This window comes from Spongiibacter thalassae, from assembly GCF_012272835.1.
GTDB lineage: Bacteria > Pseudomonadota > Gammaproteobacteria > Pseudomonadales > Spongiibacteraceae > Spongiibacter > Spongiibacter thalassae.
The window spans coordinates 464,451-483,859 of sequence record NZ_JAAWWK010000002.1; the positions used below are offsets into that span (position 1 = coordinate 464,451).

Annotated in this window: 16 protein-coding genes and 1 tRNA gene; 10 read left to right on the forward strand and 7 right to left on the reverse strand. The window is 57.1% G+C overall.

Translation table 11 applies throughout. From position 1 onward, the window contains the following. Positions 1–37 precede the first annotated feature (37 nt). Positions 38–2,914: an aminomethyl-transferring glycine dehydrogenase gene (gene gcvP / locus HCU74_RS06305; RefSeq protein ID WP_168449564.1), complete on the reverse strand. Its 2,877-nt coding sequence runs from the start codon at positions 2,912–2,914 to the stop codon at positions 38–40. Between the two features lie 278 nt (positions 2,915–3,192). Between gcvP and HCU74_RS06310 the strand changes: the two genes are divergently transcribed. Genes HCU74_RS06310 through HCU74_RS06320 form a run of 3 tightly spaced genes read left to right on the forward strand, consistent with a single transcriptional unit; the run spans position 3,193 to position 5,534 of the window. Continuing rightward, the gene (locus HCU74_RS06310) at positions 3,193–4,284 is read left to right on the forward strand and encodes a peptidoglycan-binding domain-containing protein (RefSeq protein WP_168449565.1); all 1,092 of its coding nucleotides are present in this window, start codon (positions 3,193–3,195) and stop codon (positions 4,282–4,284) included. Positions 4,285–4,339: 55 nt separating this feature from the next. Next, the gene (locus HCU74_RS06315) at positions 4,340–4,930 is read left to right on the forward strand and encodes a uracil-DNA glycosylase family protein (protein WP_168449566.1); all 591 of its coding nucleotides are present in this window, start codon (positions 4,340–4,342) and stop codon (positions 4,928–4,930) included. A gap of 10 nt (positions 4,931–4,940) precedes the next feature. Continuing rightward, the gene (locus HCU74_RS06320; protein WP_168449567.1) at positions 4,941–5,534 is read left to right on the forward strand and encodes an NUDIX domain-containing protein; all 594 of its coding nucleotides are present in this window, start codon (positions 4,941–4,943) and stop codon (positions 5,532–5,534) included. Between the two features lie 6 nt (positions 5,535–5,540). Here the strand turns inward: HCU74_RS06320 and HCU74_RS06325 are convergent, their stop codons facing one another. Both HCU74_RS06325 and greB read right to left on the reverse strand, forming a co-directional pair. After that, positions 5,541–6,836, reverse strand: coding sequence for an alpha/beta hydrolase (locus tag HCU74_RS06325; RefSeq protein WP_168449568.1), 1,296 nt, complete (start codon positions 6,834–6,836; stop codon positions 5,541–5,543). Between the two features lie 21 nt (positions 6,837–6,857). Continuing rightward, positions 6,858–7,352, reverse strand: a complete 495-nt coding sequence (greB, locus tag HCU74_RS06330) for a transcription elongation factor GreB (protein WP_168449569.1) — start codon at positions 7,350–7,352, stop codon at positions 6,858–6,860. Positions 7,353–7,422: 70 nt separating this feature from the next. Here greB and HCU74_RS06335 point away from each other — a divergent pair, with 70 nt between their 5' ends. From HCU74_RS06335 to HCU74_RS06365, 7 genes are all read left to right on the forward strand, one after another. Continuing rightward, positions 7,423–8,268 carry a M23 family metallopeptidase gene (locus HCU74_RS06335; protein WP_168449570.1) on the forward strand — a complete coding sequence of 282 codons (846 nt, stop codon included), beginning with the start codon at positions 7,423–7,425 and terminating at the stop codon, positions 8,266–8,268. Between the two features lie 32 nt (positions 8,269–8,300). Beyond that, positions 8,301–8,486, forward strand: coding sequence for a Trm112 family protein (locus tag HCU74_RS06340; protein ID WP_168449571.1), 186 nt, complete (start codon positions 8,301–8,303; stop codon positions 8,484–8,486). 99 nt (positions 8,487–8,585) lie between these two features. Further along, positions 8,586–11,207 (forward strand): alanine--tRNA ligase, encoded by a 2,622-nt coding sequence (alaS, locus tag HCU74_RS06345; protein ID WP_168449572.1) that lies wholly within the window; start codon positions 8,586–8,588, stop codon positions 11,205–11,207. Positions 11,208–11,290: 83 nt separating this feature from the next. Next, positions 11,291–12,520: an aspartate kinase gene (locus HCU74_RS06350; RefSeq protein ID WP_168449573.1), complete on the forward strand. Its 1,230-nt coding sequence runs from the start codon at positions 11,291–11,293 to the stop codon at positions 12,518–12,520. A gap of 78 nt (positions 12,521–12,598) precedes the next feature. After that, entirely contained in the window at positions 12,599–12,781 is a 183-nt protein-coding gene (csrA, locus tag HCU74_RS06355; protein WP_168449574.1) for a carbon storage regulator CsrA, read from the forward strand. Positions 12,782–12,922: 141 nt separating this feature from the next. After that, a tRNA-Ser gene (locus HCU74_RS06360) sits at positions 12,923–13,015 on the forward strand. Positions 13,016–13,578: 563 nt separating this feature from the next. Next, positions 13,579–14,469, forward strand: a complete 891-nt coding sequence (locus tag HCU74_RS06365; RefSeq protein ID WP_168449575.1) for a DUF6492 family protein — start codon at positions 13,579–13,581, stop codon at positions 14,467–14,469. Positions 14,470–14,557: 88 nt separating this feature from the next. On the opposite strand, the gene HCU74_RS06370 is transcribed toward HCU74_RS06365, so the two are convergent. The 4 genes from HCU74_RS06370 to HCU74_RS06385 form a co-directional block, all read right to left on the reverse strand. Next, a complete protein-coding gene (locus HCU74_RS06370) occupies positions 14,558–15,955 on the reverse strand; it encodes a sigma 54-interacting transcriptional regulator (protein ID WP_246864477.1) in 1,398 nt (465 codons plus the stop codon). Positions 15,956–15,973: 18 nt separating this feature from the next. After that, a complete protein-coding gene (locus HCU74_RS06375; RefSeq protein ID WP_168449576.1) occupies positions 15,974–16,570 on the reverse strand; it encodes a hypothetical protein in 597 nt (198 codons plus the stop codon). Further along, positions 16,500–18,047 carry a sensor histidine kinase gene (locus HCU74_RS06380; protein ID WP_168449577.1) on the reverse strand — a complete coding sequence of 516 codons (1,548 nt, stop codon included), beginning with the start codon at positions 18,045–18,047 and terminating at the stop codon, positions 16,500–16,502. The genes HCU74_RS06375 and HCU74_RS06380 overlap by 71 nt, the downstream gene beginning before the upstream one ends. Before the next feature lie 154 nt (positions 18,048–18,201). Then, a complete protein-coding gene (locus HCU74_RS06385; RefSeq protein ID WP_168449578.1) occupies positions 18,202–19,404 on the reverse strand; it encodes a hypothetical protein in 1,203 nt (400 codons plus the stop codon). Positions 19,405–19,409 lie beyond the last annotated feature (5 nt).

Below are 19,409 nucleotides of genomic sequence, written 5' to 3' on the forward strand. Positions count from 1 at the left end.
AGCGGGTTCTAAACCCGTGGGCGTGGCGCAAGACCGGCTATCGATAGCTCTCGATAGGCGGGCAGGAACAGATCAGATTACGGTCGCCGTACACATTGTCTATGCGATTGACCGTAGGCCAGTATTTGCCTTCACGCAGGCTGGCAACGGGCCAGGTGGCTTCCTCGCGGCTGTAGGGACGGGTCCAGTCACTGGCGATCACATCGTCCTGGGTGTGTGGGGCGTTAACCAGCGGGTTGTTGTCAGCGGGAAGTTGACCGGCTTCTACCCTGGCGATTTCCCGGCGGATGCTGATCATGGCTTCGCAAAAGCGGTCCAGCTCGCGCAGTGATTCGCTTTCGGTGGGTTCGATCATCAGCGTGCCGGGCACCGGGAAGGACATGGTGGGGGCGTGAAAGCCATAGTCCATCAGTCGCTTGGCGATGTCTTCTTCGGTGATACCGCTGCTCTCCTTGAGGGGACGCAGGTCGATTATGCACTCGTGGGCCACGCGGCCATTGCGTCCGGTGTAGAGCACCGGGTAGTGGTCGCCCAGTCGCTTGGCGACGTAGTTGGCGTTGAGGATGGCGATTTCCGTCGCCCGGCGCAGGCCGGCGCCACCCATCATACGGATATACATCCACGAGATCGGCAGAATGCTGGCACTGCCGTAGGTGGCGGCGGAAACGGTGTCGTTGTCTGTATTCAGGCCGTCAATGGGCTGTACCGGGTGGTTGGGTAAGAAGGGCGCAAGGTGTGCCTTTACGCCGATGGGGCCCATGCCCGGGCCACCGCCGCCGTGGGGAATGCAGAAGGTCTTGTGCAGGTTAAGGTGGGATACGTCGGCACCGAAGTGGCCGGGGGCCGCCAAACCAACCAATGCGTTCATGTTGGCGCCGTCGACGTAAACCTGACCTCCGTGTTGGTGGATGATGTCGCAGATTTCCCGAATGCCCTCCTCGAAGACGCCGTGGGTAGAAGGGTAGGTGACCATCAGGGCGGCGAGTTGCTCGCTGTGCTGCTCGGCTTTATTACGAAGGTCGTCAATATCGACATTGCCGAGTTTGTCGCAGTCGACAATGACTACGCGCATGCTGGCCATGGCAGCAGAGGCCGGGTTGGTGCCGTGGGCCGAGCTGGGAATCAGGCAGATATCGCGCTGATGGTCGCCGCGACTTTCGTGATAGCGGCGGATTGCCAGCAGTCCGGCGTATTCACCCTGGGAGCCGGCATTGGGCTGCATGGAGAATTTGTCGTAGCCGGTGCAGGCCACCAGTTGCGCTTCCAGTTCATCGATCAGTTGCAAATAACCGGCGATTTGTTGTTTCGGCGCAAAGGGGTGGATGCGGCCAAATTCCGGCCAGGTGACGGGAATCATCTCGGCGGTGGCATTCAGCTTCATGGTGCAGGAGCCGAGGGCGATCATCGAGTGGTTAAGCGCGATGTCGCGACGCTCCAGGCGGTTCATGTAACGCAGCATCTCCGTTTCGGAGTGGTAGCTGTTAAACACCGGGTGGTCGAGAATGGCCGAGTGGCGTTGCAGGTCGGCGGGAATGCTGCTCAATGGGGCCAGTTGGGCGTCCACATCGCTCAGCTCAGGCAGTGTGCTGCCCTCGGGGGCAAACAGCGCCCACAGGGCGCGAATGTCGTCGCTACTGCTGGTTTCGTCAAAGCTGACGCCTAATGTCTGGCTGCCGCGGCGCAGATTGATGCCCTGTGCTTCGGCGGCATCGGCGATGGCCTGACTGCGGCTGCCAGCGTCGACAGTGATGGTATCGAAGAAGCTGTCAGTGCAGGTATAGCCGAGCTGCTGCAGGCCCTGTGCAAATACTGCAGCCTGGCGGTTGATCCGCCGGGCGATACGTCCCAGCCCCTCGGGGCCGTGATAAATCGCATAGAACACGGCCATGATCGCCAGCAGTGCCTGGGAAGTACAAATATTGGATGTCGCTTTTTCCCGGCGGATATGTTGTTCACGGGTTTGCATCGCCATGCGCAGGGCCGGCTTTCCTCGGCTGTCGACGGACACGCCGATGATTCGCCCGGGCACCGAGCGCTTGTATTTGTCGCGGGTGGCAAAGAAGGCGGCGTGGGGGCCGCCGAGCCCCATGGGTACGCCAAAGCGCTGGGCGGAGCCGACGACAATATCGGCACCCTGTTCGCCGGGAGGAGTGAGCAAAACCAGGCTCATAATGTCGGCGGCAACCACCGTCATGCAGTCTTTTTGCTGGGCGGCGCTGCACAGCTCGCGCAGGTCACGCACCCGGCCATCGGTTTGCGGATATTGCACCAGCAGGCCGAAACACTCCTGTTGGTCGAGGTCGGCAAAGACATCGCCAACCACCACTTCCAGCCCCAGGGCTTCCGCGCGAGTGTTCAGCACTGCAATGGTTTGCGGGTGGCAGTGGGCATCGACAAAGAAAACATCGCTCTTGTTCTTGCGCGCAGAGCGCTTGCACATTGCCATCGCTTCCGCTGCGGCGGTGGCCTCATCAAGCAGCGAGGCATTGGCCAGGTCGAGCCCGGTCAGGTCGATCACCATCTGCTGAAAGTTTAACAGTGCTTCCAGGCGGCCCTGGGCGATCTCGGGCTGATAGGGGGTATAGGCGGTGTACCAGCCCGGGTTTTCCAGGACATTGCGCAGAATGACATTGGGGGTGATGGTGTCGTAGTAACCCATGCCAATAAAGGACTTGGCGCACTGGTTTTTGGCGGCGATGGCGCGCAGTTCTGCAAGGGCGTCTACTTCGCTCAGGCCCGCGGGCAGCGGCAGCGACTCACGCAGGATCGCTGCCGGTACAGTGTCTTTGATTAGCGCATCCAGGTCGCTGTAACCGAGTTTGGCCAGCATTGTGGCGGTGTCCTGCGGGCCAGGGCCGATGTGGCGTTGTTGGAAATTGCCGGAGTCGCTGAGCTGTTCCAGGGTATGGGTCATGGTCGATTGCTGCCTGCACTGGGTTGGGCGTGGAAAAAACGGGCGATATTAAAGCATATTGACCTGGGGTTTTCGCGGCAAAATTCCCGGTCAATAGTCATATTTTCCCTGCAGATTACCCCATTCAGCGAGCTTATGTTGCGGCTTATACGTATGCGGCGGCTTTTGTGTCGATAGGCTTAAAGCTTTCGTTATAAACTTTGCGCTTATTTATTACACCGCAACGTCTAGGGCAGTCGCACGGGCCGCCCGGCGTGGTGTGTTTATTCGGGGGAGGTATGAGGGTGTTTTTTCGGCAGGGATGGCTACTGATAGGGGTGGTGCTGTGCAGCGCCTGCGCCGGTCAACAACATTACCGCGGTGGTCAGGTTGCGCCGGTGCAGGAGGTCAATTCATCCGCTGGTCGTGTCGCGTCGCTGGAATCCGCCCTTGCTGATGCACTCATCCAGATCGAAAAAATCAAAGCGCAAACCGTCACCGACACCCTTCCCGATATGCCGCCCAATGCTCGCACCGGGGCCTGCTATGCCAAGATGACGGTGCCTGCCCAGTATATCGAGCGGGAGTCCCAACGTATCGTCAAGGAAGCCTCGGAAAAAATCGAGGTGAAACCGGCCCGTACCGAGTGGGTAGAGGAGCAGGTTGTCGTCAGCGAAGCCCATACCCGCATCGAGGTGGTGCCCGCCACCTACAAATGGGTTGAAGAGCGCACTGAAGTGCTGCCGAGCAAGATTCATCAAAAACTGGTAAGCCCGGCCCGCTATAAAACCGTGAGTGAAAAAATTCTGGCCAAACCCGCTGAGTGGGTGTGGCGTCCGGGGCGCGGCGATGTTGAAAAAATTGACCCCGAGTCCGGCGAAATTCTGCACTATGTCGAGTTGCCCGCCGAATATAAAACTGTCGAAAAGCAGGTGCTGGACACGCCGGCGGTCTACGAAAAGGTGGTTGAGCCGGCGGTATTTGAAACAGTGAAAAAACGTGTGGTGGATCGCCCGGAACACAGCCGCGAAGTGACCGTGCCCGCGGTGTATAAAACCGTGCGGGTGCAAAAGGTGGTTGAGCCAGCCGTTGAGCTGCGGGTGGTGATTCCGGCGGAATATGAAAAGTATCGCTACCGGGAAAAGCTCAGCGAGGAAAAGCTGGATTGGCGGGAAATTGTCTGCGAACGGCATCGCGGCCCGGAGCTGATCCGCTTGGTGCAAAAGGCGCTGACCCAACGTGGATTCCCCACCGGATATGCCGACGGTGTTCTGGGCAAGCGCTCTCTCAAGGCCATTGAAGATTTTCAGCGTCAACAGGGCCTGGCCACCGGGCGTTTGTCTATTGAAACTCTGGAGGCCCTGGGTGTCGCCTACGTTGGCGGCGCCTGAAACTCACGCCTGCTGAGGCGTTGCCCCGGCCTGGTGGCTGGGGCATGATGCGCCAATGGCAACTCTGAATTCCCTTCTCTCTGATATTCGCGCCTGTCGCCTTTGTGACGCACACCTGCCCGAGGGGCCGCGCCCGGTCGTGGTGGTGAATGGGGCCGCTCGAGTATTGATAATTGGTCAGGCTCCGGGCAGAAAAGTCCATCAATCGGGTGTGCCCTGGGACGATCCCTCCGGAGATCGCTTGCGCGACTGGATGCAGCTGGATCGCGCCTCATTCTACGGCGACCCAAGACTGAGCATTATGCCGATGGGATTTTGTTACCCAGGGGCAGGGCGTAGTGGCGATCTGCCGCCGCGACCCGAGTGCGCGGCAACCTGGCATGAGCCGCTGTGGCAGGAAATGCCCCATCTTGAGTTGGTATTGCTGATTGGGCAGTATGCCCAACGCCACTACGCCGAGAAGCTGGGGGTTGGGACACCCACAGGAACCCTGACCGAGCGCCTGCGGGCTCAGCCGACGGACAGTCTTGGCTTCTGCTTGCCTCACCCATCGCCGCGCAATATTCGCTGGTTTAAATCCAATTTGTGGTTCGAGCGCGACACGCTGCCCGCGCTGCGCGCGAGACTGACCCAGGTTTTTTCTTAAGGATATTCCAATGCCAAAAACATTAGGGCCGTGGCTTCAGCACAGTAATACCACGGTATATGAGAATCCGTGGTTGCGTCTGGAACACCATGAAGTGACCACGCCGGGACAGACCCCCGGTATCTACGGCAAGGTGTGCTTTAACACCACCGCAGTGGGGGTGGTGCCCATTGATCGTGAGGGTAATACCTGGCTGGTGGGCCAGTATCGTTATCCGCTGGAAAGCTATAGCTGGGAAATTCCCGAGGGTGGCTGTCCGCTGGGGCAAAACCCGGAAGATACCGCACGGCGGGAATTGGCTGAGGAGACCGGCCTGCGTTGCACTGGTCTTCATCCCCTGTTGCGATTGCATACCAGTAACTCCTGCACCGATGAGGTCGCGGATATTTATGTCGCCACCGGGTTGACCGCAGGGGAGGCTGAACCCGAGGACACGGAGCAGCTCGAGGTGCGTAAACTGCCATTGGACGCAGCCATTGCCATGGCCATGAGCGGCGACATTACCGATTCCATGAGCGTTGCGGCTCTGCTGAAATTGCAGGTGCTGCTGCACCGCAATGGCAATCACGTCAGCGCGGCGCTTGCGGCCCTTGCCGGGCAGTAAGTGCCGCTAGGTGGTGCCGCTGTCTTCAGTCGCGCTGGCGGCAATATTGACCACGTTGTCATTGGGCGTATCGGCGCTACCGCTGAGATGGCGTTGGTAGAGTTGGTCTAGATAAAAGCACAGCGCGTTTGCGGTGATCTGCGTGCGACGTGAGTTCATCAGCTCAAAGGCGTGTTGGGCGTCGGGCAGTTCGGCGTAGGCCACTGGCTGGTGCGAGACTTCCTTAAGCTTGGCATAGAGCAGGCGCGACTCTTCTACCGGCACCAGGGTGTCCGCTTCGCCGTGAATCAGCAGAAACGGCGGCGCCTGCTCGTTCACCCAGTACAGCGGTGATGCCTGTCGCCACAGGCCGGGGTTTTCGCTGCGGGTAATTTTCAGCACCTTGTCGGCGACCATTTTCTCCAGTCCGCTGTCGCCGCGCTGGTTTTCGCTGTTGGTGAAGTCGTAAACACCGTAGATCGGCACGCAGCCCTGAACTCGAGTGTCCATTTGCTCAAAGCCCGGCTGGAATTCCGGGGCGTTGGCGCTGAGGGCGAGCAGGCTGCTCAGGTGGCCGCCCGCAGAGCCGCCGGTGGCCACGATAAATTCCGGGTTGCCGCCGTAGCGGTGAATGTTTTCCTTCACCCACACCAGGGCTTTTTTGCAGTCGATGATGTGGTCGGGAAAGGTCGCTTTGGGGCTCAGGCGATACTGCACCGACACGCAGACCCAGCCCTCCAGGGCAAGGCGGCGCATCAGTGGCAGAGCTTGCTGCTCTTTGGAGCCGAGGTTTTGCAGCCAGGCGCCGCCGTGAATCTGAAAGAGTACCGGGGCGTTTTTCGGGCAGTCCCGGCGCTGGTAAATGTCGACATGCAGCGGCGACCCAGTGGCATCACAATAGGGAATATTCTGGTGACGCTGCACCAGCGGGTGGCGATAATCGAAGGGGTTGAGCAGGGGCTGGTCTTCGGCAAATGGCGGCGCAATGCGGGGGTCGTAGCCGGGGTCGAGCTGGCCCAGTGCGCTGTTGACTGCCTCGCGCAGCACGGGCTCAGCCTGGGCGGCGCGGTCGTGAAACTTCAACAGTGCCAGCCAGCTTGCCAGAGCGATGCCCAGTGCCAGCGCGTCGCTAAAACCGTTCAAGTCACCAAAGCTAACAACCAGCAGGGTGATGGCGACTTCGGTAGCGATCAGATGAAGGGGGAGTTCACCGGCGATCAGGCCGAAAATAAAACTGAGTACTCCCATAAATTCGGGTTTGCCCTTCCATGGGTGGTAAGCGTTCCAGCTCAACCAGGCCCAGAATAGCGACAGCAACAACATGCGGCGAACTCCCTTGGCGAATTAATAATCGATGGCGACGATAGCATAGTAGCGATCGCCCTTTGGCGTGCTTACCATAATTTCATCATCCAGGCGTTTGCCGAGCATAGCCCGTGCCAGTGGCGAATCCATTGACAGCTTTCCCGCGCTGACATCGAACTCGTCGGGACCGACGATGCGGTAGCGGCTTTGTTCGCCGTCTTCGTCCTCAAGGGTAACCCAGGCGGCAAAGAACACCTTGTCGCGGTCTTTGGGTTTTTCATCGACGACGGTAATTTCCTCAAGGCGTTTGGTTAAAAAACGCACACGGCTGTCAATTTCGCGGAGTCGTTTTTTGCCGTAGATGTAGTCGCCGTTCTCCGAGCGGTCGCCGTTCTTGGCGGCTTCGTGTACTGTGGCGGTGACCTGGGGGCGCTCTACTTTCCAGAGTTGGCGCAGTTCATTGCGCAACACTGCCTCACCCTCCGGGGTGATATAACGTGAGCCGCGGGGGCGGGGTGGTCGATACCGACTCATTGAACACTAACCTCTGAACACTGTGCTGAATGATTTATCATATCGTGTATTAACAGACGTGGAGAACTACATGAGAAAGCGTTTTTCGCTGTTGGCGCTGTGGCTGACCATCGCCGCTGCGCCGCTGTCCGCTGGGCCGGTCACCGAAGCTGAAGCCGTGGGCTTGAAGGGCTCGCTGATACAGGGCGGTATGATCTGGGGGCGTGTCGCGCCCGGTAGTCGTGTGGAGCTGGGTGCCCACGAGGTCAAGGTCGGCCCTGACGGTTTGATTGCAGCGGGCTTTGACCGCGATGCTCCGGCGGTGATGCCATTAAAAATATGCGCGTCTGACGGGCAGTGCGAGGTGACTGAGCTGGGTATCGAACAGCGGAAGTACAATGTGCAGCGCATCGAAGGGGTGCCGCAGAAAACCGTGACCCCGCCAGCCTCGGTGCTGGCGCGTATTCGCAAGGAATCGGCGTTGATTGGCAAGGCTCGCAGTAACTACCTGTATCGCAACGACTTTACCAAGCCCTTTATCTGGCCGCTGATTGGGCCGGTAACGGGTGTTTTCGGTAGCCAGCGTGTCTATAATGGCACCCCCGGTCGCCCCCACTACGGCGTGGATGTGGCCGCGCCGACGGGAACCCGTGTGGTCGCGCCCCAGGACGGGGTCGTCACTCTGGCCTATGACGATATGTTCTACTCCGGCGGTACCCTGATTGTGGACCACGGTCAGGGGATTTCATCGACCTTTATTCACCTGAGTCGAATACTGGTCACCGAGGGGCAGGAGATTAGTCAGGGACAGGAAATCGCTGAGGTTGGCGCCACCGGTCGCGCCACCGGCCCACACCTGGACTGGCGAATGAACTGGTTTGGTCAGAAACTGGACCCCGCATTGCTGCTGGGGCCGATGCCGGCATCGGCGCAATAGCGGCCCGGCCGCCTACGAGAATGAGACACGAGATGATTGACAAGAAGTTACTGGAAGTTCTGGTTTGCCCGGTCAGCAAGGCTCCGCTGGAATACAGCGCCGAGAGCAACGAACTCATTTGCCGTGCCAGCGCATTGGCTTACCCGATTCGCGACGGGATTCCAGTCATGCTGGAGTCGGAGGCCCGCCCCCTGACTACCGACGAAAAGCTCGGTTAATCAAGCGCATACAAAATGTGCTGAGTTCGCTATAATTTTTCTTTTCGCCGGGGCCCACTCCCGGCGTTTGTCGTTGTAGACCACGAGTGAGACTGTTTGATGAAAAGCGCTGCGATTCGCGATGCCTTTATCCGTTATTTTGAAAGCAAGGGACACCACCCCGTGGCCAGTAGTTCACTGGTGCCGGGTAACGATCCTACTCTGCTGTTTACCAATGCGGGTATGGTGCAGTTCAAGGATGTCTTTCTCGGTGAAGACAAGCGCCCCTACACTCGAGCGGTGAGCAGTCAGCGCTGTGTACGCGCCGGGGGCAAGCACAACGACCTGGAAAATGTCGGCTATACCGCGCGTCACCACACCTTTTTTGAAATGTTGGGTAACTTCAGTTTTGGCGACTACTTCAAGCGCGACGCCATTATGTTCGCCTGGGAATTTCTCACCTCAAGTGATTGGCTGGGTATCGACAGCGAACGCCTGTGGGTGACGGTGTATGCCGACGATGATGAAGCCTACAAAATCTGGAACGAAGAAGTGGGGGTTCCGGCTGAGCGCATGGTACGCATTGGCGACAACAAGGGCGCAAAATATGCCAGCGACAACTTCTGGTCGATGGGCGACACCGGCCCCTGTGGTCCCTGTACCGAGATCTTCTATGACCACGGCGAAGATGTCGCCGGTGGCCCTCCTGGCAGCCCTGAGGAAGATGGCGACCGTTACATAGAAATCTGGAACAACGTATTTATGCAGTTCAACCGCGATGCCGACGGCACCATGACCGAACTGCCAGCGCCTTCTGTAGACACCGGTATGGGCCTTGAGCGCATTTCTGCGGTGATGCAGAACGTGCACAGCAACTATGAAATTGACCTGTTCGACAATTTGATTCGCGCCACCGCCGATGTGCTGGGGGTAGAAGATCGCAGCCACACCTCGCTGCGGGTGATTGCCGACCATATTCGCTCATGCGCCTTCCTGATTGCCGACGGCGTGCTGCCGTCAAATGAAGGGCGGGGCTATGTGCTGCGCCGTATTATTCGTCGAGCGGTACGCCACGGTAATAAACTGGGCGCGGCGGAACCCTTCTTTCACCGCCTGGTGGATGCACTGGCCACAGAAATGGGCGAGGCTTACCCCGAGCTGCGAACCCTGCAATCGCAAATTGAAAAAGCGTTGCTGCAAGAGGAGGAACAGTTTGCCAAGACCCTGGATCAGGGAATGCGTATTCTTGAGGCCGATCTCAAGGACTTGCAGGGTAGCCAGATTCCCGGCGAGACGGTTTTCCGTCTCTACGACACCTACGGCTTTCCGGTGGATCTCACCGCCGACATCGCTCGGGAGCAGAACCTGACCCTGGATATGGACGGCTTCGAAGCCGCGATGGAAGCCCAGCGCCAGCGCGCCCGTTCTGCCTCCAACTTCAAAATGGACGCCAATCTGCGTCTGGAGGTAGAGGGTGCCACCGAATTTGCCGGCTACCAGCAGCTCGCCAAAGCCGCAGTTGTCGTGGCCTTGCTCAAGGGTAATGAGCCGGCGAAAGCCCTGAGCGAAGGCGACGAAGGAGCGCTCGTGCTCGACGCAACGCCGTTCTACGCCGAGTCGGGCGGCCAGGCTGGAGACAGCGGAGTGATCCTTGGTGAAGGCCTGCGTTTTGAAGTACGCGACACCCAGAAGGCCGGTGCCCACTTTATCCACCTGGGCGTGGTCGCCAGTGGTAGCGTCAGTGTCGGCCAGGGGGTCAATGCCGAGGTCGATGCCGATATTCGTCAGGCAACGGCGCTCAATCACTCGGCCACGCACTTGCTTCATGCTGCCCTGCGTCGAGTATTGGGCGAGCACGTTAACCAGAAAGGCTCTCTGGTAACCGCCGAGCGGCTGCGCTTTGACTTCGCCCACCCAGAGGCGGTGAAGGCCGATCAGCTGGCGGAAATTGAAGCACTGGTGAACACTGAAATTCGTCGTAACACCGCGGTAGAAACCCTGGAAACCGATATCGAGTCGGCCAAGCAGCGCGGTGCGATGATGCTGTTTGGCGAAAAATACGGCGACACCGTGCGGGTGCTCAGCATGGGCGGCGACTTCTCTGTTGAGCTGTGTGGTGGTACCCATGTCAGTCGTACCGGCGATATTGGCCTGATCCGCATTGTCAGCGAATCCGGCGTTGCGGCGGGTGTGCGCCGTATCGAGGCCGTCACCGGTGCGGCGGCGCTGGCGGAGGCGAATGCCGATCGCGCGCGTTTGCAAGCCGCCTGTGCGGCCCTGAAGACCGGCAGCGATAACTTCGACAGTAAACTGGCTCAACTCCTTGCCAGCCACCGCGAGCAGCAAAAGGAGCTGGAGCGACTTAAAGCGAAGCTGGCCACTGCTGGCAGTCGCGACCTCGCCGCCGAGGCGGAGGAGATCAACGGTATACGCTTGCTGGCGGTTAAAATCGACGGAGCAGACCCGAAAACCCTGCGCGACAGTGTCGATCAATTGAAAAACAAGCTCGGTTCAGCGGTGGTCTTGCTGGCGACCGCCGACGGCGACAAAGTCGCGCTGGTGGCCGGTGTGACCAAAGACCTGGTCGGGCGAGTCAAGGCGGGTGACGTCATGAAAGTTGCCGCCGCTGCCGTTGGCGGCAAAGGCGGTGGACGGCCAGATATGGCCCAGGGGGGCGGAACAGACGTGAACGCCATCCCAGAGGCGCTAAAAGCCGTAAAAGATTACGTTAATCACTTATAGAACGGGCTGTATCATTTCCTTTACCGTAGAGTTGTTGTTTAATGAGCGCCCTCCAACCAAGGCGTTCATTTGCAGATCACAAAATGAGTCTAATTGTTCAGAAATTTGGCGGTACCTCAGTTGGTACGGTAGACCGCATCAAGGCCGTTGCTAAAAAAATAGCGGCCTTCAAAGCGCAGGGGCACGACGTTGTGGTCGTTGTTTCCGCGATGAGCGGTGAAACCAATCGACTGATTGAATTGGCGAAAGCCATGCAGGAGCAACCCACACCAAGGGAGCTGGACGTTCTGGTTTCGACCGGAGAACAAGTCACCATTTCCCTGCTGTGTATGGCCCTCCATGATCTAGGCTGTGGTGCAAAGTCGTATACGGGAACGCAGGTGCGGATTCTCACTGATGAAGCCCACACCAAAGCGCGCATTCGTGAAATCGACGATGAGAAAATGCGCAAGGACCTGGCCGATGGCAATGTTGTTGTCGTGGCCGGATTCCAGGGCGTCGATCAGGATGGCAATATCACCACCCTGGGTCGAGGCGGATCAGATACCACGGGCGTGGCTTTGGCTGCGGCGCTGAAAGCAGACGAATGTCAGATCTACACTGATGTTGACGGGGTTTATACCACTGACCCACGGGTTGTCAGTCAGGCACGACGGCTGGAGCGCATTACCTTTGAAGAAATGCTGGAAATGGCCAGCCTCGGTTCAAAGGTGTTGCAGATCCGTTCAGTGGAATTTGCGGGCAAATACAACGTCCCGCTTCGTGTTTTACACGCCTTCGAAGAAGGCCCCGGCACATTGATCAGTCTAGAGGAACAGTCAGATATGGAAAACCCGGCGATTTCGGGTATCGCGTTTACCCGCGACGAAGCAAAGATAACCGTACTGGGCGTGCCCGACACCCCGGGACTGGCCTACCAGATATTGGGGCCGATCAGCGATGCCAACATCGAAGTTGATGTCATCGTACAAAACGTGGCGGAGGACAAATCCACAGATTTGACCTTTACCGTAAGCCGGGGCGACCTGGCCAAGGCCAGCGCAATCGTCAAAAATCTCGTGCAACAAACCGGCGCGAGAGAAGTCAAAACTGACGACAAAATCGCGAAAGTGTCCTTGGTAGGTGTCGGCATGCGTTCCCACGCGGGTATTGCGAGCAAAATGTTCAAAACCCTGGCTGAAGAACGCATCAATATTCAGCTGATAACCACGTCGGAAATCAAGATCTCCGTCGTGATCGATGAAAAATACCTGGAGTTGGCAGTACGTGCCCTCCACTCGGCTTTTGATCTGGATAAAGAGCCCAACACCTGAAGCTTCAGAGATGTAATGCTACGCTGCACAGGGATACGCACGGGGTATGGAACAGAACTCTGACATGGAGAATTTATTATGTTGATACTAACTCGTCGTATTGGTGAAACCCTGATGGTTGGTGACGAAGTCACCGTGACAGTGCTGGGGGTAAAAGGAAACCAGGTGCGCCTTGGGGTTAATGCACCCAAGCACGTCGCCGTGCACCGTGAAGAAATCTATGAGCGCATTCAGGGCGAAAAAGACGGCAACAAAGAATAAGCGCTTTTTTGCCTAAAGGACTTTGCAAATGCGCTCAGTGTGGTATCATGCCGCGCGTTCATTAGCTAATACAGTCTTTTGAAAACAAGACCTTAGCGAATAAACACGCGGTAGCTGACACGTCAGCAACGCACAATTTCCGGAGAGGTGGCCGAGTGGCTGAAGGCGCTCCCCTGCTAAGGGAGTATGGGGTTTATAGCCTCATCGAGGGTTCGAATCCCTCCTTCTCCGCCATTACAAAACAAAAAAGCCCCAGTCGAAAGACTGGGGCTTTTTTGTTTTGTCTCGGAAAAGTCGGGTGAGAACCCTCCCGTTAGGTCGAGGGGTCTGTCCCCAAGAAAGCGGGGACAGACCCCTTGCGCACCAAATGTAGCGGGGACAGACCCCGTTGGAAAGCTGTTTCAGTTTTCTTCAGAAAATTTGCCGCATTATCGTAAAAATCTACGCCAGGGCGGAAATGTGCTGAATTATTGACGCTGGATGGCAGGCCAACGCTTTGTTTGCACCGGGTCAGTGGCGCTATTTCCTTATGTTTATTCGATCTTCACTCCCTGGGTCGTTATAATTTTCCCCTTGAGCGGGCGGTCTATTTCTTGCCATCCGCTATCTGGTGACTCGCGTGGGCTTTCTGACGCGACGGCAGTGGGGCCGTCGACAGCGCCGATAACATTTGGATGTGTGCAGTGTTTCTCGCAGTGCATGGTGCCGTAGGGAGGGGGCCTGGAATGTTCCAGTCCAGTCGGTCTCTTGCAGACATTGGTGAATGTGCGGAAACCGAAGGTTAAGGGAAATTGGGTTTGTCAAAAATCAGTGCGGTATTACCGGTGACATTGGCGGGGCGGGAAGCTGAGGCACCTTTTGGACTTCTGGATAATTTGTTTTTGTCCCTTAAGAAATTTGCTCAGCCCGGCCTGTTTGAGCGATTTTTTATTATTGCGCCACCACGCGACGTTGAGCCGCTCAAAGCCTACGCCGAAAAAGTCGATTACGTGAACATCGAGGTGATTGATGAAGTCGCGTTGGTACCGTCGCTAGCTAACTATGCCGGTATTGTGGACGGCTGGCGGCTTCAGCAAATTCTTAAGCTCGCGATTGCCGAGCGGGTTGCGACGCCTTTTTACCTTACCTTTGATCAGGATATATTTTTTACCCACCCGGTAAGTGAAGAAAAGCTGCTGCCTGATGGGAAGGCCTTGACCCAGTATGAGGCGAAGGCTGTTCATAAAAAATGGTGGCAGTCTTCCGCTTACCACCTAAAGATGAAAACAAGGCTCAACGAAGACGGTATACAGGTGACACCTGCGATTCTGTCTACCGAGGCGACCCAGGGGCTGATTAAGGAATTGTCGGCAAAAGTCGACTGGGTGGACAAGCTACTCGAGCCGCACCTGCCCACGTCGAAGGCACGGTTTCACCCCCGCTGGAAGCATCGCCATCGCTGGACAGAATACACCCTGTATTGGTTGTATCTGGAGAAACACAACTTGGTGGAGACCTATCACGCCGACAGCTCTATCGGCTATACGCTGTTATCGGAGAAGGCGGTGTGGAAAATAGAGGGGCTTGACGGTTGGGACCCCGATGCCTGTTTTGCTGATGGGGATAAGAGTCTGTTTTCTCTAGTGCAAAGCAGCACGGGAATGCCGTCGAAATTTGTTCTCGATAAGATTAAAAAATATATCTCTTGACCGGGTCCTCCAGACCGGGTCCATCCCCGTTTTTTGGGGACAGACCCTTTTCTTGCCTTTCCTGCCTCCGCGGTGAACACAACGCGACTCAGGCCCGCTCAGCGGTCGCCGCGTTCGCTGTCGTATTCCCGCTTTGGGGCAAAAAATTTTCATTTCCCCCCCGGAAACTGTGCGGGTCAAGATGGTGCCGGCGCAGCAGGCGATAAAACTCGGTGCGGTTACGGCGCGCGAGTTGGGCTGCCTGGGTGACGTTGCCGGCGGTCACCTGTAGCACTTCAACCAGATAGTCCCGTTCGAAATGATCCCGGGCATCCACGAAGGGAATAATGCGGCTTTCGTCTTGTTTGAGCGCTTTTTTCACCAATGTGTCGGGAATAACTGCGGTGTGCGACAGCACCATGGTCTGCTCGACAACATTGCGCAGTTGGCGAATATTGCCGGGCCACGTGGCGGAGGCGAGTGTTTCCATGGCGTCGGAGGAAAAGTGCTTCTTGCGCTTTCCGCCTGACAATTGCTCGAGAAAATACTGGGAGAGCAGGGGGATGTCATCGCGCCGGTTACGCAGCGGTGGTAGCTCCAGCTGAACCACATGCAGGCGGTAATACAGGTCCTGGCGGAACTTGCCTTCTTCAATCAGTGCTTCCAGATCGCGGTGGGTGGCGGAAATGATTCTGACGTCGAAGGATTTCGTCTCCGTTGCGCCCACCGGGCGAAGTTCGCGCTCCTGTAATACCCGCAGCAGTTTTACCTGGAAGTCCAGCGGCATATCGCCGACCTCGTCGAGGAAGAGGGTGCCGCCGTCGGCGGCCAGCAGCAGGCCCTGGTGGTCGCGGGTGGCGCCGGTGAAGGCGCCCTTTACATGGCCGAACAGCTCTGACTCCAGTAGCGAGTCGGGCACCGAGCTACAGTTCAGGGCGATAAAGGGTTTGTTGGCCCTAGGGCTGGCGCGGTGGATCGCTCTGGCCAGTAATTCCTTACCGGTGCCGCTTTCGCTCTGAATCAATACGCTGGCTTCGCTGGCGGCGACCATCTTGGCCTGCTGCAGGGTCTCAAGCACCGTGGTATTACGGGTAACAATTTCGGCAAAGGGGGAGTCGGCGCCACCTGTCTGGGTGTCGTCACAGCCGGTAATTGCCAGTGCGCGGTTCACCTCGTCGAGCAGGGCGTTGCTGTCAAAGGGCTTGGTAACGTAGCTGAATACCCCTTGCTTGGTGGCCTTTATCGCATGGGGGATAGAACCGTGGGCAGTGATCACAATCACTGGCAATGAGGGTTGGTTGAATTTGAGTTTTTCAAACAGGGTCATTCCATCCATGCCGTCCATGCACAGGTCGGTGATAACCAGCTGTGGTTGGAAATTGGGCATATAGGCCAGCGCATGTTCGCCGCTTTCGGCGGTTTCTACCTGATGGCCGGCTGATTGCAGACGCAATTTCAGCAGATGGAGGATATCGGTATTGTCGTCGACTACCATTATTCTCGGCATGAAAATCTCCGCAAAAGGTTATTGTGAGGTGGACAGTGTTTTGGCACCGGGGTGGTTGAAGCTGTTTTCGATATACATCAGCTTTTCAATTTTTTGACGCAGCGATAAATTTTCGCTCGCAAGTTGTTGATACTGACCGGCGTTGTTGAGCAGGAATTCTGCGAGTGTGGCATAGCTGTCGCTGCCACCGGTGAATTGGCCGGGACGGCGATGTGCCGCTGCGGGTGCATGTTTCAAGTAATCACGTAAAAGCGTTGTGGCGCGCTGCTGGGTTGCGGGGGACTGCATCAATACAATTGACAGCCATAGCGTGTTGTATCCGTCCTTGTCGGCGCGATAGCGCTGTTCCGCAAGGGTTTGTTCCTTGGTCAACTGGCTGCGGCTCAGTCCTGTAATGTGATTGGCAAAGGCAACAAGTCCCAGCTCTGTACGGGAGAAGCTTTCCCCGGATGCGGCAATGGCCTTGCCCGGTACATAAGAAGAAAATTTGCTTGTGGTGCACCCGGATGAGAGCAAAACAAGCAGGATGAATGGCCACAGGTACTTACGATGGCCGTTCCTGTCGTGGAAGCATAAGGCGTAAGTGGGCGCCGGAATTGCTATCGATGACTTCAATGTCCCCTCCGTGTGCGTTGCTATACTGTTTGGCTAATGACAGCCCGAGCCCGGAGCCCTCTTTGTTGTATTGCATTGAAGAGGGTGACTGGTAAAACGCCTCAAATATTCGAGTGCGCTCTGAACTCGGAATCCCTGGTCCTTCATCGGCAACATCGACTACCACATTCGTGTCGTTGGTATACAACTTGATCTCGATGTGTCCGCCCTGTGGCGAAAACTTCACAGCATTGGAGATCAAGTTATCCAGCACTGTGGTGATCTGCCCGGTGTCGGCGTAGATCGTGACAGCATCAAGTGTGGTGTCTACAGATAACTCTTTGGCACGAATTTGCAGCTGATGTTCCCTAGTGACGCCTAAAATTTGTTCATCGAGCCGGAATTCCTGCTGATCGAAGCTCTGGAAGGGCTGCATGGAAACACTGTAGTTGAGTAAATCATCAATTTGCTGTTGAAGATTGACACAATTGCGCTGAAGAATACCGGCGATTTCCCGTTGTTCGTCGTTCAATGTGCCGGCGATGCCTTCGGACAGCAGGCTGGTGCCCTCGCGCAAACTGGCCAGGGGAGTTTTCAGTTCATGGGAAAAGTGTTGCAGGAAGCGCTGTTTGCGGCTTTCCAGTAACTGCAACTGGCTGCGTAACCATTCCAGTCGAGCGCCGAGTTCTCGAATATCCCGCGGGCCTTTCAATTCTATGGTGTTGTCGAGGTTGCCATTGCCAATCTGAAGGATGCTGCGGTCTAGATCGCGCACGTAGCGCGATAGTGGTGGAATCACCCAGATGGCGACAAACAGTACCAGCGCAAGGGTAATCGTGCCCTCGAGGAACAGTACCTGTCGGGTCGTCGCGGCGGTTTCCTTCATTTCCTTGACGCGTGTCTCGATGGTCTGGCTATTGTGGGCGATCAGCTCGGCGGCAATGTCCCGTAGCTCGGCGTAGACTTCTACGGTTTTACCGGCCTGTTCTGTGCCGGGACCTTCTGTAGCGAGAATATGGAATGCCAGCTTTTCCTTTTTCAGTAGAGTATCTATCGATTGCTCAACGCTGTTATTGAATTCAAGGGCCTTCAGATTGCCTGCGGTGTCCTGCAGTTTCTGGCGGAGTTGCGCGTAATTCGCCAGTAGACTTTCGTTGCCAAGTACCTGATAAATGCGTGCGCTGCGCTCCATGTCCTTGAGTAGCTCGGATAGCATCAGGCTGTGTTGCACGGCCTCGGTGGAATAGATTACGGCCTGTTGGCCCTTCGAGGTGGCCTTCTCGAGGTAAACACCGGCGATAACCAGCGCGGTGACCAGCATAAACACCATCGCAAGCATGCTGGCGGAGATGAGCTGGGTCAGCGATCTTGGATAAAGGGTCAGACGGCGAGCGGGCGACAGCTTTTGCCATAATCTCCGGTGTACGCGGGACGACTTGATGGGGCCGCTCTGTGCTACGGGTGTCCTGTCGTTTTCATGGTCAAAAAAAATAGTCATAGCATTGTCCGGAATGGGTGTTGTCGCAGTGGATAACTCCACAGCATCGCCATCTTTATTCTGACTTTTGCCTGACAGCTGGTTCCGCTACGACAACGGTGAGTGCGTCGGGTTCCCCTCATTCGGGTTGGGGCAAAGGTGGCTCTGATGGTCATCAAAGCCGCTTCGCCAGGTAATCCAGCACCTCCTCGGGGGGCGATTGCGGGGTAAAACTTGCGCCGCCGTGGCTGATGCCGCGACTCCAGGCCCAGATGGCATTGCCGAGAAACAATGGGTTGTCCCGGGCACCGCTGCTGTCCAGGGCGGTGATAACAGATTTAACGTAGGCGAGCTGTGAGGTCGCTGCTGCCTTACTGTTTCGGCAAGGGGGGCCATTGCAGCCGACATACTCATGGACCGACGCAGCAGCGGGAATGCCGATCTTGAATGGCACCTTGGCCTGGTTCGCCCAATCGTTGAGCTGGCTGAGCTGCTGCATCGCCATACGCGAATAATCGCTGACCGACGTCGCGTGGCCGAGGGGGCTGGCGTCCAGGTCGTAAATCGGCGCAATCATATAGCCGTTGCGGTGAGTGTTAACAATTTCCGCCATATTGGCTGCGCTCAGGCTGTTTGGGGCCAACGCGCGTACTGGCGCGAACACGGAAAAAAACCGTCCCTCCGGGTGGGCCGATGTCTTGCAGTTCACCCCTGCCAAGGAGCGGGTGCCGGAAAAGTTTTCGGCGATGCGCCGATAAAAGTAATACTGGCCATTTTTGGTATCGAGATTGAGCGGCTCAATATCAAACTGTACGCCGTCTATCGTTGGGTCGGCGCACAGGCTGGCGCTGACTTTGTCGGCGAAGCCTTCTGCGAGGTGGCGGGGCAATTCGTTGAATCCTTCCAGACTGCCTTCATAGTCGCCGTTAACCACGCCGTCAATAACCGCCACGGCGGCCACACGGTGGCTGTCATCCTGAGGTTTAACCCCTTGTCGGTAATGGGCCAGGCTGCTGCCCTTGTCGCTATCGCCCCGGCCCCTTTTTACAGGGGTGGCCAGACTCAGGATCAACTGGTCTTCTTTGCAGCGCTTGGCGTTTTTACCGGGGCAATACATCTCCAGACTGCCGTGATAGCTGTACACCGCGCTGAGGCGCTGGTGCTTGCCAGCGCGCCGGTTGTAGTCGTTAATCGCGTCAATGTGGTAGCCCGGTTGCAGCTGCCGGGGTTTTCCCGGCAGGTTCAGGCTGTCGTAAATCCAGGCACTATGGCCGGCGAGGCTGCTGTGGCGCTCGCCGGGGTTGGACGCGTAGCTGATCGCGCCCCCTATACCGAGTGCGCAGATGGCCGCAGCCGTCACGCGCTTGCTCCATTTCATTGCTG

Bases quoted from the DNA above. Each gene is read 5' to 3' on its own strand.
- gcvP (WP_168449564.1), bottom strand. From the start codon at position 2,914: ATGACCCATACCCTGGAACAGCTCAGCGACTCCGGCAATTTCCAACAA.
- HCU74_RS06310 (WP_168449565.1), top strand. From the start codon at position 3,193: ATGAGGGTGTTTTTTCGGCAGGGATGGCTACTGATAGGGGTGGTGCTG.
- HCU74_RS06315 (WP_168449566.1), top strand. From the start codon at position 4,340: ATGGCAACTCTGAATTCCCTTCTCTCTGATATTCGCGCCTGTCGCCTT.
- HCU74_RS06320 (WP_168449567.1), top strand. From the start codon at position 4,941: ATGCCAAAAACATTAGGGCCGTGGCTTCAGCACAGTAATACCACGGTA.
- HCU74_RS06325 (WP_168449568.1), bottom strand. From the start codon at position 6,836: ATGTTGTTGCTGTCGCTATTCTGGGCCTGGTTGAGCTGGAACGCTTAC.
- greB (WP_168449569.1), bottom strand. From the start codon at position 7,352: ATGAGTCGGTATCGACCACCCCGCCCCCGCGGCTCACGTTATATCACC.
- HCU74_RS06335 (WP_168449570.1), top strand. From the start codon at position 7,423: ATGAGAAAGCGTTTTTCGCTGTTGGCGCTGTGGCTGACCATCGCCGCT.
- HCU74_RS06340 (WP_168449571.1), top strand. From the start codon at position 8,301: ATGATTGACAAGAAGTTACTGGAAGTTCTGGTTTGCCCGGTCAGCAAG.
- alaS (WP_168449572.1), top strand. From the start codon at position 8,586: ATGAAAAGCGCTGCGATTCGCGATGCCTTTATCCGTTATTTTGAAAGC.
- HCU74_RS06350 (WP_168449573.1), top strand. From the start codon at position 11,291: ATGAGTCTAATTGTTCAGAAATTTGGCGGTACCTCAGTTGGTACGGTA.
- csrA (WP_168449574.1), top strand. From the start codon at position 12,599: ATGTTGATACTAACTCGTCGTATTGGTGAAACCCTGATGGTTGGTGAC.
- HCU74_RS06370 (WP_246864477.1), bottom strand. From the start codon at position 15,955: ATGCCGAGAATAATGGTAGTCGACGACAATACCGATATCCTCCATCTG.
- HCU74_RS06380 (WP_168449577.1), bottom strand. From the start codon at position 18,047: ATGACTATTTTTTTTGACCATGAAAACGACAGGACACCCGTAGCACAG.
- HCU74_RS06385 (WP_168449578.1), bottom strand. From the start codon at position 19,404: ATGAAATGGAGCAAGCGCGTGACGGCTGCGGCCATCTGCGCACTCGGT.